The sequence below is a fragment of the Pseudophaeobacter sp. TrK17 genome (assembly GCF_042192375.1).
GTDB lineage: Bacteria > Pseudomonadota > Alphaproteobacteria > Rhodobacterales > Rhodobacteraceae > Pseudophaeobacter.
Genome location: NZ_CP071700.1, coordinates 786,971 through 798,975, shown reverse-complemented (window position 1 = coordinate 798,975; position 12,005 = coordinate 786,971). Strand labels below are relative to the sequence as shown.

Sequence of the window (12,005 nt, the reverse complement as noted above, 5' to 3'; positions counted from 1 at the left end):
ACGCAACAGAGACAAAGCCGTATCGTCGCCGACCTGCCAAGACCTGCCCAAGCAAGAGAAAGCCCCCCATGCCCAAAAAAACCGCCGTGAAAGACTACATCCGTACCATCGTTGATTTCCCTCACGAAGGGATCATGTTTCGCGATGTCACCACGCTTTTTGCCGACCCGCGCGGATTTCGCATGGCCATTGATCAGATGCTGCACCCCTATGCTGGAGAGCGGATCGACAAAGTGGTGAGGCTGGAGGCCCGTGGCTTTATCATGGGTGGCGCCATTGCCCATCAGCTCAGTGTTGGGTTTGTTCCCATCCGCAAAAAGGGAAAATTGCCGGGCCGCACCCTGAGCCAAGATTACAAGCTGGAATATGGCGAAGCCATTGTGGAGATCCATGAAGACGCGATCCAGCCCGGTGAAAAGGTTCTGGTGGTGGATGACCTCCTGGCCACCGGCGGCACGGCCTCTGCCGGCATCAAACTGATCGAACGCCTGGGTGGAGAAATCATCTCCTGCGCCTTTATCGTCGACCTGCCGGATCTGGGCGGTCGCAAGATTCTGGAAGACCTTGGCATGGATGTACATGTTCTGTGTGAATTTGACGGCGAATAGACAAAACATCTGCGAATAGGCTGTAGAGCCAGGCACAGGACCGCCCACCGGCACGCCAGTTTACAGCAGCCGGGGGGCTCCCGCCCGTCAGGTCTCCCCTAAAGGGGAAACCTTCCCGTTGGGCATGGCCTTTTTGGCTCAAAGAGCCAAAAAGGCGCGCCGCGCGTCAGCGCGGCGCCGGGCCCAAGCAGCCCTTCCTCCGAATAGGAGGGAGCAGGCTGCGCGGGAGCCCCCCCTTTTTCTTGTTTCATGTTGCTGGTTCTCTGGTTTCAAGGCTCCAGTGACGGGAAGACTGCGCCAGGGTTCATGATCCCCCGAGGGTCCAGTGCCTGTTTGATAGCCTGCATCATTGCCAGCTTCACCGGGTCACCATAGGACTGCAGGTCGGCAACCTTCATCCGGCCCAAGCCATGTTCTGCGCTAAAAGACCCACCCATATCCTGCACCAGATCATGCACCACGGTTTTCACTGCACCACGCAGGTCGTCATAGTCGCTGCGCGACCGCCCCTCTGCGGGAAAGACATTGTAGTGCAGGTTGCCATCGCCCAAGTGGCCAAAACAGTTGATGCGCATATCCCCCTCCCCCAAAGCAGCAATTGCTTCGCCCCCGCGTCGGATAAAATCGGGAATAACCGAGATCGGCACCGAAATGTCGTGACTTGAAATCGACCCAACCAGACGGTTCGCCTCCGGAATTTGCTCGCGGACCGCCCAGAGTGCCTGAGCCTGCGCTTTTGACTGCGCAATCACCCCATCCTCAGCCAACCCAGCCTCAACCGCAGCTTCAAACAGATCGGACAAGGCAGCAACCGGATCCTGCCCACGGGCCAACCCCAGATCAATCAGAACCGACCATTGCGGCGCTTGGGCAAAGGGTTGGCGCAGCTGCGGCAGGTGCTGAGCAAGAAACGCCAGCCCTTGCCGGTGCATCAGCTCAAAGGCGCTCACGGCCTCGCCCAGTTGGTCCCGCGCCAATGCCAGCAGCGCGATTGCCGCCTCTGGCGACGGCACCACAAACAGTGCCACACCCTGATGGGCGGGGATCGGCGACAGCTTGAGCGCCGCAGCCGTGATCACCCCCAGAGTGCCCTCAGAGCCGATCAAAAGGTTGCGCAGGTCATAGCCGGTATTATCTTTGCGCAGCCGGGTCAGCCCGCTCCAGATCTCGCCACTTGGCAAAACAGCCTCCAGCCCCAGGCACAGGTCACGGGCATTGCCATAGCGCAGCACGTTAACCCCGCCTGCGTTGGTGGCCAGGTTGCCACCGATGCGGGCGGTACCCTCCGCCGCCAAGGACAACGGAAACAGCCGCTCCTGCGCCAGAGCAGCCTGCTGTACATCAGCCAAAATAGCGCCGGCTTCTGCCAGGATAACGTTTTCCTGTGGATAGACAGCACGGATCCGGGACATGCGTTCCAGTGAGATCACCAGGGGCGCTGCCCCCTCCGGCTTCACCTGGCCGCCAACCAACCCGGTGCCGCCCCCGTAGGGCACCACCGGCACACGGGCGGCGTTGGCGGCGCGCAACAGCGTTGCCACCTCTGCGGTGCTGTTTGGTTTGGCCAATAGCCCCGCCTGTCCCTGGTAGCGCCCGCGCGGCTCCTCCAGGTATCTCGGCGCGCAGGGGCTCAACACCCCCTCAGGCAAGGAAGCGGTCAGGCTGGCGGCGAAGGCGGCATCTGCAGGTGAATAGCTCATGCCCCTGCATCTCTAATCCCAGCCCCCGTGGCAAGCTTTTCTCGCCGACCTATCCCGGTTAAGAAGCAGATCATCGGTTTGAAAAACGCCAAAATGCGCCACGGGGTGCCAGACTGGTTGCCAGACGGGTTTCCAGTCTGCTGGCACTGGGAGCACCCGCGCCGCGCGCTTGCGCGGCGCCGGGCCCAACGCTTATGTGACAGACCCGGGCCGTCAGGCAGGGGGCTATCGCAAAAGGGGCGGGAGCCCCCCCTTTTATCCGCAATCAGGTCTGATAAGACACCCAGCCAATATCTTCCCCCATCGGTAACAGCAGCTACCCCGCCTGTGTGCGGCCCCGACGGTCATGGCGCAGAGCGGCATATAGAACATGGGTGCGCCAGCGTCCGGCAATTTGCAGATAGGACTGGGCAACACCTTCGTATTTGAACCCGGATTTTTCCAACAACCCGCGCGAGGCGGCATTTTCCGGCAGGCAGGCCGCCTCAATCCGGCTGAGATCCAGCTTGCCGTAGGCATAATGCACCACGGTGCCAATGGCCTCGCGCATATAGCCCTGACGCCCAAAGGGCTGACCGGTCCAGTACCCCAGCGTGCCGGCCATGGCCGGGCCGCGGCGGATATTGTCCAGGGTAATGGCGCCGACAATTACCTGATCCTCGCGCCGGATCAGAAACAGCGGTAGCGCCGTCCCCCCAGAAACCGAGCGCTGCGCCCAGTACACCCGGTTGGTAAAGCTCTTGCGCCCCAGATGATCGGGCGCCCAGGCGGGCTCCCAGGGGGTCAGGTAGTCGCGGCTTTGCAAGCGCAGCGCCGCCCAGGCCTGGAAATCGGAATGCACCGGTGGGCGCAGCGTCAGCCGCTCGGTCTCAAGTCGAAGTTTGCGACGGCTCAGCAGCATCAGGCAACACGGCGCTCCTGCAGCGCGGCGAGGCTGGGGGCGCCCTCAACAGGCCCATAGAGCGCCATCGCCGCCGGGGCGCGCACCGCAAGCTGTTCGGCCATGGCGCGCACATCGGCAGTGCTGACGGCATCAATCAGTTTCACCGTCTCCTCCAGCGCAGGCACCCGGTTCCAGATCTGTACCAGACGTGCCAGACGTTCGGCGCGGTTGGTGGGGCTTTCCAGCCCCATCAGCATACCTGCCTTCATCTGCGCCCGGGCCCGCTCCACCTCGGCATCCGACATGTCTGTTGCGGCGCGCTTCATCTCATCCACGGTGATATGGGCGAGTTCTTCGACCTGATCCGCAGAGGTGCCGGCATAGATCGTGGTGCTGCCGGTATCGGCATGGGCGCCAGCCTGGGCAAAGATGGTATAGCAAAGCCCGCGTTTTTCCCGCACTTCCTGAAACAGGCGGCTGGACATACCGCCACCCATGACGGCCGAATAGATCTGCGCCGTATAGATAGCGTCATCGCGGTAGCCGGGGCTTTCAAAGGACAGGGCAAAATGCGCCTGCTCCAGATCCTTGGCGTGACGGGCCTCACCGCCAGTGAACTGTGCAGGCTCCATCACCAGTGCTGGCCGCGCCGTCATGTCGCCAAACAGATCCTCCGCCAGTTTGACCAGTGCGTCGTGATCCACCGCGCCGGCTGCTGACAGGATCATCTGCCCCGGGCCATAATGCTCCGATACAAACTGTGTCAGATCCTCGCGGGTGAAGGCGCTGACCCGTTCAGCCGGGCCCAGAATGGTGCGGCCCAGCGGCTGGTCGTGATAGCTTTCTTCCTGCAGCCAATCAAAGATCACATCGTCCGGCGTGTCCAGCGCCTGGCCGATCTCTTGCAGGATCACGCCGCGCTCCACCTCGATCTCGCGCGGGTCAAACACCGGATTGCGCAGAATATCCGCTAGCACGTCCAGCGCCAGCGGCACATCATCCTTGAGCACCCGCGCGTAATAGGCAGTCACCTCGCGCGAGGTGTAGGCGTTGATATAACCGCCCACATCCTCCACCGCCTCGGCGATCTGCAGGGCGCTGCGCCGCTTGGTGCCCTTGAACGCCATATGCTCGAGAAAATGCGCAATGCCGTTCTGCTCGAGGCGTTCATTGCGGCCACCGGCGGTCACCCAGATACCGATCGAGGCCGATTGCAGACCCGGCATGGCCTCGGTGACAATGCGAAAGCCATTGGCGAGTTGGTGCTGTTGGACGCTCACTGAATAGATCTCATTATGCGATGTTCTTTCTGATGTGGTCTTCGATGGCCGCCAGATCATTGTCGATCCGGCTCAGCCGTTCCTCACGCTCATACAGATCCGCCATACGGTCCGGCAAGTCCGGATATTGACCAGAGGCCTTTTCCACCGCTGCCGGGAATTTTGCCGGATGCGCTGTCGCCAGGGTGATCATAGGCACATCAGCCGCCCGTTGCTCTGCTGCGACCTTTACCGCAACCGCGCCATGGGGGCACAACAACTCACCCGAGGCCGCAAGCTCGGATTTGATGGTCGCCAGGGTTTCCTCTTCCGAGGCACGGCCCGATTTATAGGTTTCCGACAGGGCCTGCATGGCGCCCTGGCTGACCTCAAAACCGCCGTTCTTCAGCTCCTCCATCAGCTGCGCTACAGCGCTGGCGTCTTTGTCATAGGCAAAATAGAGCGCCCGTTCAAAGTTGGACGAGACCTGGATATCCATTGAAGGCGAAATCGACGGGACAGTATCGCCCTTGTGGTAGCCCTGACCTTCGAGACAGCGGTGCAGAATGTCGTTTTGGTTGGTGGCCACCACCAGATCCTTGATTGGCAGGCCCATCTGTTTGGCAATGTAGCCTGCAAAGATATCGCCAAAGTTACCGGTGGGCACGGTAAAGCTCACCTCCCGTTCCGGTGCCCCAAGGCTGACAGCGGAGGAGAAGTAATAGACCACCTGCGCCAGCACCCGCGCGATATTGATCGAATTCACCCCGGCGAGTTTCACCCCGTCGCGGAACTCAAAGTCGTTGAACATGTCTTTGACCCGGGCCTGGCAATCATCAAAGTCCCCCTCCAGCGCCAGCGCATGTACGTTCTGATCCGCAGGTGTGGTCATCTGGCGGCGCTGCACCTCGGACACCCGGCCATGGGGGTACAGGATAAAGACATCCACGTTGCTGAGCCCGCGAAAGGCCTCCATCGCCGCAGATCCGGTATCGCCAGAGGTGGCGCCGGCAATGGTGACGCGATCGTTGCGGCGCTGCAGTGCCACCTGAAACAGCTGACCAATCAGCTGCATGGCAAAGTCTTTGAAGGCCAGCGTCGGCCCGTGGAACAGTTCCAACAGGAAGTGATTTGGCGCCAGCTGTTTCAGCGGCGCGCGGGCGGCGTGGTTGAACCCGGCATAGGCGCGTTCGATGATGTCACGAAATTCTTCGTCGGTGAAACAATCGCCCAGAAAGGGCTTCATCACCCGAAAGGCAGTTTCCTCATAGGACAGGCCGGAGAGGGCGGCGATCTCATCCCGGCTGAGGGTTGGGATCTCGGCAGGCACATACAGCCCCCCGTCACGGGCGAGACCGGTCAGCATGGCCTCTTCAAATGTCAGCTCGGGCGCCTGCCCACGGGTAGAGATATATTTCATCGCTTCAGCCTTCGGATTTGGCGCGCGAACGCCATAGAAAAGAGGCAGTCATCGCGGCCCAGATAAAGGCCAGCGAAAACCAGGTGATCGCATATTGCAAGTGGTTGTTCGGAATGCCCTCAGCCGTCACAGCCTGTGGTGTCACGGATGTTTCGGGCGTGATACTGCGGGCAACAATCAAAACCGGCTCGGTGCCCAGTTGTTCAGCCATATAGGCAAGGTCACGTGCATAAAGGATATTGGTATCGACTTCCGGCGCCGGCGTGGTCCAGTCGCCCTCATCCGGCCACAGAAGGTTCCCCGTCACCAAAACCGCTGCGGAGCTGCGGCGGGTATCCTTGTCAGCCGCCGGAACAAAGCCCTGATCCAGAAGCAGACGGCGTCCATCGCCTGTTTCCAGGGCAGAGATCACACGATAGCCCGTTTCGGCCTCTTTGGTGACCCAGAACACATGCAGTTCCTGCGTCCCCAGCTCCCCCGCTGCGGTGACGGCACGGTAGCGGTCTTGAGCTTCGGATGGCGTCAGCGGGACATCCACAGGCGTCGCTGCGATGCGGGTCTGAATGACCTCCAATAGATCCGCTTTCCAAGCCAGACGCTGCACCTGCCAGGTGCCCAGCCCCAGCAGGATCGCCAGTCCAAGCCCGCCAATGGCGGAAAGGAAAATCAGTCGCTGCATGTCAGTTCCGTTGCCACAAAAAACAGCGCATGAGTTGCCCCATGCGCTGTGCTTGATACGGTCTGTTGCGTCGTTTTGAAACCTCAAACATGTACCCGGTACATTCCACCGGGCACTGGATTGATGATTACAAGCCCGAGGTGCCCCAGACATAGACTGCGAAGAACAGGAACAGCCAGACAACGTCCACGAAGTGCCAGTACCAGGCTGCGGCCTCAAAACCGACGTGCTGCTCGGGGGTGAAATCGCCCTTCATCGCACGGATCAGGCACACAATCAGGAAGATGGTGCCCAACAGGACGTGGAAGCCGTGGAAGCCAGTTGCCATGAAGAAGTTGGAGTAGAACTCATCGCCGCCAAACTGCCAGCCTTCGTGCAGCAGGTGGGCGTATTCGTAGCCCTGTAGGAAGGTGAAGAAAATGCCAAGCACGATACCAATGGACAGGCCCTGGATCAGCGCCTTGCGGTCATTGTTGTGCACCAGCGCGTGATGCGCCCAGGTGACGGCACAGCCCGACAGCAGCAGCACAAGCGTGTTGATCAAAGGCAGGTGGAACGGGTCCACCCCGTAAATCTCTGGCTTGGCATATTCGGTGCCAAAGTATTCTTCCATTGGGTACATGGCGTGTTTGAAGAACGACCAGAACCAAGCAAAGAAGAACATCACTTCGGACATCACGAAGAGAATGAAACCGTAGCGCAGCCCGATGCGGACCACTGGGGCGTGATCGCCCTGGCGGGCCTCGACGACCATCTGGGACCACCAGTCAAAGCTGACATAGAGCACCATGACGAGACCGCCCCAGAACATCCAGGCCGTGATACCCTGCATCCACAGAACAGCACCAAAGAGCATGATGAAACCACCAACAGCTGCCAGAAACGGCAGAATTGATGGAGGCAAAATATGAAAATCGTGATTTTTAGCGTGTGCCATTTAAGTGTCCCTCACCCGTCGGCCTGGTTCGTAGTAAGATCTGCCCCGGTGTTGTCCCCGGTATCGAGGGCGGCATAGCCCTCGGGCAGATCGATTTCATAAAACGTGTACGAAAGCGTTATCGTATGCACGAATTTCCCGTCCCGGTCGGTAACGATTTCCGGGTCGACAAAGAAGGTCACGGGCATTTCCACCCGCTCCCCTGGTTGCAGCACCTGCTCGGTAAAGCAGAAGCAGTCGATCTTTTCAAAGAACGCGCCTGCGGAATAGGGCGTCACATTGTAAGAGGCCTGGCCGGCAATGGGCCGGTCCGTTGGATTGTAGGCCTCGTAAAAGGCCAGACCAGTATCACCGATCTGAATTTCCATTTCGCGCTGCACGGGTTTGAATTCCCAGGCAAAGTCGCGTTCTTTGGAACCGTCAAACCGTATGGTGACCGTCTTATCCAGAACCGTATCAGAGCCGCGCTCGGCCACGCCAGTGACGCCACCAAAGCCGGTGACACGGCAGAACCAGTCGTAAAACGGCACCGAGGCCCAGGACAATGCGCCCATAGTGACGACAACACCCACCAGCTGCAAAACTGTTTTTTGTGGCCCCTGCAGCGCCATCAGTTCTGCTCACTTTGTGTTTGCGGGAACTGGAACCCGTTCGAGGTCACCTTGACGATGGTCAAGGCCAGCACCAGCACCACAAAGCTGCCCAGCAACAGGCCAACGCCCATATTGCGGCCAAAACGGCGTTTGTGCAGGTCGTGTTCTTTGTTCAAAGCCATCTTACCAGCCTCCCAATCCATAGGGTTTCAGCGATGCTTCTACCAAGATGGCGCCAAAATGCAGGAAAAGATACAGCAGCGACAGCTTGAAGAACCTGCGCTCCGCCTTGAAGTTATCCTCTTCCGAATTGGTTTCATCGCGGCGGAAAATCTTCCAGGCGCCGAGCAGGAACAAGGCATTCATGACAACAGCGACGGCAAGGTAAATCGGCCCGCCGATGCCAGAAAAGGATGTTCCAATGGCCAGAATGGCCAGCAGGATCGTATAGACCAGGATATGAACCCGGGTGGCGCGGCGGCCATGGGTCACGGTCAGCATCGGCACGCCCGCATCATCGTAATCCGAGCGCATGAACAGGGCCAGGGCCCAGAAATGCGGCGGCGTCCACATGAAGGTCAGGGCAAACATCAGCCAGGGCTCAACCGACATGGTGCCGGTGGCGGCAATCCAGCCAATCACCGGGGGGAACGCCCCCGCTGCACCGCCAATTACGATGTTCTGTGGCGTCGCCCGCTTCAGCCACATGGTGTAGACCACCACATAAAAGAAAATGGTAAAGGCCAGGAAGGCACCGGCAAAGACATTGGTCGCCAGCGCCAACATGATCACCGACATGCCCGATAGTGCCAGCCCCAGGCTCAGCGCCTCGCCCGCCTCGACCTTGCCGGCGGGAATGGGGCGCGATTTGGTGCGCTTCATCACCTGGTCGATGTCTGCGTCCCACCACATGTTCAGCGCCCCGGAGGCCCCGCCGCCGATCGCGATAAACAATACGGCACAAAAGCCAATCACCGGATGCACGCCGACAGGGGCCGCCAACAGGCCAACAAAGGCCGTAAAGACAACCAGTGACATCACCCGCGGCTTGAGCAGGGCGAAATAATCGCCAAAGCTGGCCTCGTCTTCACGGGGAGTGCTGGCGTTGATGCTTGCGTCGCTCATCATAGACCCTTTTGTCGACCAGAAATGCGCAGAACCCTGCGCATCTCTCTGGTTTCAATCCCCTTCCGAGCGCCCTTCAGCGCGCCGGGGGAGCAGATTGGTGAGGCGTGCCTCAGTTGGAAGCAACCTGATAAGACTGGGGCAGACCGGCGTATTCGTCGATCGCACCTTGCAGCCACGCGTCATAGGCCTCTTGGCTGACCACTTTCACAGTGATCGGCATATAGGCGTGGTCCTTGCCGCACAGCTCGGAACACTGACCAAAGTAAATACCTTCCTTGTCCGCCTTGAACCACAGCTCGGCCAGACGGCCAGGAACCGCATCCTGCTTCACGCCAAAGGCGGGAATGGTCCAGGAGTGGATCACATCGGCACCGGTCACCTGCATCACAATGGTTTTGCCAACCGGCACAACAACCGAAGTATCTGTGGCCAGCAGGAATTCATCTTCGTTGAAACCCGCATCCACCAGCTTGGCGCGCATCGCATCGTCCAAGACAAATGGGGTTACATCGGCATCTGCAGCGCGGACTGTTTCATCCAATGTAGAGGGGTTGCCCAACATGTAGCTTTCAAAACCAAAGCCGTGGTCGACATACTCATAGCCCCAGTACCACTGGTAGCCTGTCACCTTGATGGTAACGTCGCCTTTTGGGATTTCCTGTTGGCGGAACAGTTCGGGCAAGGAGAACGAGCCGATGAAAACCAAAACCAGGATTGGGATCAGCGTCCAGGCGATTTCGATAGGTGTGTGGTGGGTAAAGGCGGCAGGTGTTGGATTGGCGCGACGGTTGAACCGTACAATCGCATAAAGCAGCAAACCCGCAACAAAAACGCAGACCACGGTGATGATGACAAGAATCATCCAGTCGAGTTTGTGGATACCCTCCGCCAGTTCAGTCCCCGCTGGCTGGAAGTTCAGGCCGCCGTTGGTTGGCTTGCCAATTGTTTCTAGTGCTTCTTGCGCCATGGCTGGAAGACTGGAAAGGCCAGCAAAAAGGCCCGAAAGCATCAAAGCATTCTTCATATCATGTCCTGATCGTTTGTGATCGATTTATTCTTACAGCCGATTGCGCCCCATGGAGAGTTGATTCCACAAATCGCGCTCGTACCCGTTGTCTTTGATGCTGCTTAAAATCATATTCAGGCGTACAGATAAAGAGGCAGGCGAGCGTCAAAGCGTCGCTTTCTTGATTTAGATCAAAAAAACCTGAGGTCCGTGACATGGAAAACCCAGCCTTTCGACCCTTTGAAACCCTCCTCCCCGAGGATGAGGCCCTGCCAATCCTGCGCGAAACCCTTGCAGGCGCCGAAGATGGAGAGATTTTTGCCGAGCGTCACAAATCAGAGGCCCTGATGTTTGACGATGGTCGCCTGCGCAGCGCCAGCTATGATGCCTCCGAAGGGTTTGGCCTGCGGGCGGTCAACGGTGAGGTGGCTGGATACGCCCATTCCACCGAGGTTTCCATTGCCGCCCTGAAACGGGCAGCACAAACCGCGCGACTGGCCGTGGGGGATGGCGGCGGCACCTACGCAGATGCCCCCCAGGCGACCAACAAACGGCTTTATACCGATGCGGATCCGATTGGCGATCTGCCCTTCCCCGTCAAGGTCGAGACCCTGCGCGAGATTGACGCCTATGCCCGTGATCTAGATCAAAGAGTGGTGCAGGTCTCCGCCTCGATTGCGGCCTCGCTGCAGGAAATCGAAATCCTGCGCGCCGATGGGGTACGGGTGCGCGACACCCGGCCGATGACCCGGCTGAATGTGTCGGTGATTGTCGAACAAGACGGGCGGCGCGAAAGCGGCTCGGCCGGCGGCGGAGGCCGTGTTGGGCTGGACGGGCTGATAGATCCCGCCGCCTGGGCCGACAAGGCCAAAGAGGCGCTGCGCATTGCCCTGGTCAACCTGGAGGCCGTCCCCGCCCCGGCGGGCGCCATGGAGGTGGTGCTTGGCCCTGGTTGGCCCGGCATTTTGCTGCACGAAGCCATTGGTCACGGGCTGGAAGGCGATTTCAACCGCAAGGGCAGCTCTGCCTTTGCCGGGCTGATGGGGCAACGCATTGCCGCCCCCGGCGTCACCGTGCTGGATGATGGCACCATCGCGGACCGGCGTGGCTCGATCACCGTGGATGACGAAGGCACCCCATCACAAAAGAACACCCTGATCGAAGACGGCATTCTGGTGGGCTTTATGCAGGACCGCCAGAACGCCCGCCTTATGGGGGTTGAGCCAACCGGCAACGGGCGACGCCAAAGCTACGCCCACGCGCCAATGCCCCGGATGACCAACACCTATATGCTGGGCGGCGAAACAGACCCCGCCGATCTGGTTGCCGGCGTCAAAGACGGCATCTGGGCCGTTGGGTTTGGTGGCGGCCAAGTTGATATTACCAACGGCAAATTTGTCTTTTCCTGCACCGAAGCCTACCGGGTGGAGAACGGCAAGGTGGGCGCTCCGGTCAAAGGCGCCACGCTTATTGGCGATGGCGCCACCGCGCTGAAACAAATCCGGGCACTGGGCAATGACATGCAGCTGGACCCGGGCATGGGCAACTGCGGCAAGGCCGGACAATGGGTGCCGGTTGGCGTGGGGCAACCCAGCGTGCTGATGGATGGGCTGACGGTTGGCGGCTCCGCAACTTGAGATCACGCGCCGTGCTTTACGGCAGGCGACTTTCTCAACCCCAGCCCGCCGCTCGCAAAGGCCAAAACCCGCCCCCTAAAGGGCGGAAAAAAGCTATCATAAATCGCGAGGATACGCGGGTTCTTTACCAAAAACGCGGCCGATCTGGGCGCGTT

12 protein-coding genes are annotated in these 12,005 nt (G+C 59.6%); 2 read left to right on the top strand and 10 right to left on the bottom strand.

What is annotated here, in order from left to right:
* The first annotated feature begins 68 nt into the window (after positions 1–68).
* The gene (locus JZI28_RS03745; protein WP_375699276.1) at positions 69–608 is read left to right on the top strand and encodes an adenine phosphoribosyltransferase; all 540 of its coding nucleotides are present in this window, start codon (positions 69–71) and stop codon (positions 606–608) included.
* A gap of 269 nt (positions 609–877) precedes the next feature.
* Here JZI28_RS03745 and JZI28_RS03740 read toward each other — a convergent pair whose 3' ends face one another.
* The 10 genes from JZI28_RS03740 to coxB all read right to left on the bottom strand — a co-directional run bounded on the left by JZI28_RS03740 (position 878) and on the right by coxB (position 10,231).
* Positions 878–2,308, bottom strand: a complete 1,431-nt coding sequence (locus JZI28_RS03740) for an FAD-binding oxidoreductase (RefSeq protein WP_375699275.1) — start codon at positions 2,306–2,308, stop codon at positions 878–880.
* Positions 2,309–2,624: 316 nt separating this feature from the next.
* Positions 2,625–3,209 carry a GNAT family N-acetyltransferase gene (locus JZI28_RS03735; RefSeq protein ID WP_295447753.1) on the bottom strand — a complete coding sequence of 195 codons (585 nt, stop codon included), beginning with the start codon at positions 3,207–3,209 and terminating at the stop codon, positions 2,625–2,627.
* Positions 3,209–4,471, bottom strand: coding sequence for a M16 family metallopeptidase (locus JZI28_RS03730; protein WP_375699274.1), 1,263 nt, complete (start codon positions 4,469–4,471; stop codon positions 3,209–3,211). Before JZI28_RS03730 ends, JZI28_RS03735 begins: the two co-directional genes overlap by 1 nt.
* A 13-nt stretch (positions 4,472–4,484) precedes the next feature.
* On the bottom strand, positions 4,485–5,870 hold the full coding sequence (thrC, locus tag JZI28_RS03725) for a threonine synthase (RefSeq protein ID WP_375699273.1): 1,386 nt from the start codon (positions 5,868–5,870) through the stop codon (positions 4,485–4,487).
* Between the two features lie 4 nt (positions 5,871–5,874).
* Positions 5,875–6,549, bottom strand: a complete 675-nt coding sequence (locus tag JZI28_RS03720; RefSeq protein ID WP_375699272.1) for an SURF1 family protein — start codon at positions 6,547–6,549, stop codon at positions 5,875–5,877.
* 127 nt (positions 6,550–6,676) lie between these two features.
* Positions 6,677–7,486 (bottom strand): cytochrome c oxidase subunit 3, encoded by an 810-nt coding sequence (locus JZI28_RS03715; RefSeq protein WP_349387276.1) that lies wholly within the window; start codon positions 7,484–7,486, stop codon positions 6,677–6,679.
* Positions 7,487–7,497: 11 nt separating this feature from the next.
* Positions 7,498–8,097, bottom strand: coding sequence for a cytochrome c oxidase assembly protein (locus JZI28_RS03710; RefSeq protein WP_295447737.1), 600 nt, complete (start codon positions 8,095–8,097; stop codon positions 7,498–7,500).
* Positions 8,097–8,261, bottom strand: a complete 165-nt coding sequence (locus tag JZI28_RS03705; RefSeq protein ID WP_295447734.1) for a cytochrome C oxidase assembly protein — start codon at positions 8,259–8,261, stop codon at positions 8,097–8,099. Before JZI28_RS03705 ends, JZI28_RS03710 begins: the two co-directional genes overlap by 1 nt.
* Position 8,262: 1 nt before the next feature.
* Positions 8,263–9,204 carry a heme o synthase gene (cyoE, locus tag JZI28_RS03700; RefSeq protein ID WP_295447731.1) on the bottom strand — a complete coding sequence of 314 codons (942 nt, stop codon included), beginning with the start codon at positions 9,202–9,204 and terminating at the stop codon, positions 8,263–8,265.
* A gap of 112 nt (positions 9,205–9,316) precedes the next feature.
* A complete protein-coding gene (gene coxB, locus JZI28_RS03695; RefSeq protein ID WP_295447728.1) occupies positions 9,317–10,231 on the bottom strand; it encodes a cytochrome c oxidase subunit II in 915 nt (304 codons plus the stop codon).
* A gap of 197 nt (positions 10,232–10,428) precedes the next feature.
* On the opposite strand from coxB, the gene tldD reads away from it, so the two are divergent.
* Positions 10,429–11,850 carry a metalloprotease TldD gene (tldD, locus tag JZI28_RS03690; RefSeq protein ID WP_297341164.1) on the top strand — a complete coding sequence of 474 codons (1,422 nt, stop codon included), beginning with the start codon at positions 10,429–10,431 and terminating at the stop codon, positions 11,848–11,850.
* The last annotated feature ends 155 nt before the right edge of the window (positions 11,851–12,005 follow it).

What these genes read in the sequence shown, in the direction of transcription:
- JZI28_RS03745 (WP_375699276.1), top strand. Translation starts at nt 69, where the DNA reads ATGCCCAAAAAAACCGCCGTGAAAGACTACATCCGTACCATCGTTGAT.
- JZI28_RS03740 (WP_375699275.1), bottom strand. Translation starts at nt 2,308, where the DNA reads ATGAGCTATTCACCTGCAGATGCCGCCTTCGCCGCCAGCCTGACCGCT.
- JZI28_RS03735 (WP_295447753.1), bottom strand. Translation starts at nt 3,209, where the DNA reads ATGCTGCTGAGCCGTCGCAAACTTCGACTTGAGACCGAGCGGCTGACG.
- thrC (WP_375699273.1), bottom strand. Translation starts at nt 5,870, where the DNA reads ATGAAATATATCTCTACCCGTGGGCAGGCGCCCGAGCTGACATTTGAA.
- JZI28_RS03720 (WP_375699272.1), bottom strand. Translation starts at nt 6,549, where the DNA reads ATGCAGCGACTGATTTTCCTTTCCGCCATTGGCGGGCTTGGACTGGCG.
- JZI28_RS03715 (WP_349387276.1), bottom strand. Translation starts at nt 7,486, where the DNA reads ATGGCACACGCTAAAAATCACGATTTTCATATTTTGCCTCCATCAATT.
- JZI28_RS03710 (WP_295447737.1), bottom strand. Translation starts at nt 8,097, where the DNA reads ATGGCGCTGCAGGGGCCACAAAAAACAGTTTTGCAGCTGGTGGGTGTT.
- JZI28_RS03705 (WP_295447734.1), bottom strand. Translation starts at nt 8,261, where the DNA reads ATGGCTTTGAACAAAGAACACGACCTGCACAAACGCCGTTTTGGCCGC.
- cyoE (WP_295447731.1), bottom strand. Translation starts at nt 9,204, where the DNA reads ATGAGCGACGCAAGCATCAACGCCAGCACTCCCCGTGAAGACGAGGCC.
- coxB (WP_295447728.1), bottom strand. Translation starts at nt 10,231, where the DNA reads ATGAAGAATGCTTTGATGCTTTCGGGCCTTTTTGCTGGCCTTTCCAGT.
- tldD (WP_297341164.1), top strand. Translation starts at nt 10,429, where the DNA reads ATGGAAAACCCAGCCTTTCGACCCTTTGAAACCCTCCTCCCCGAGGAT.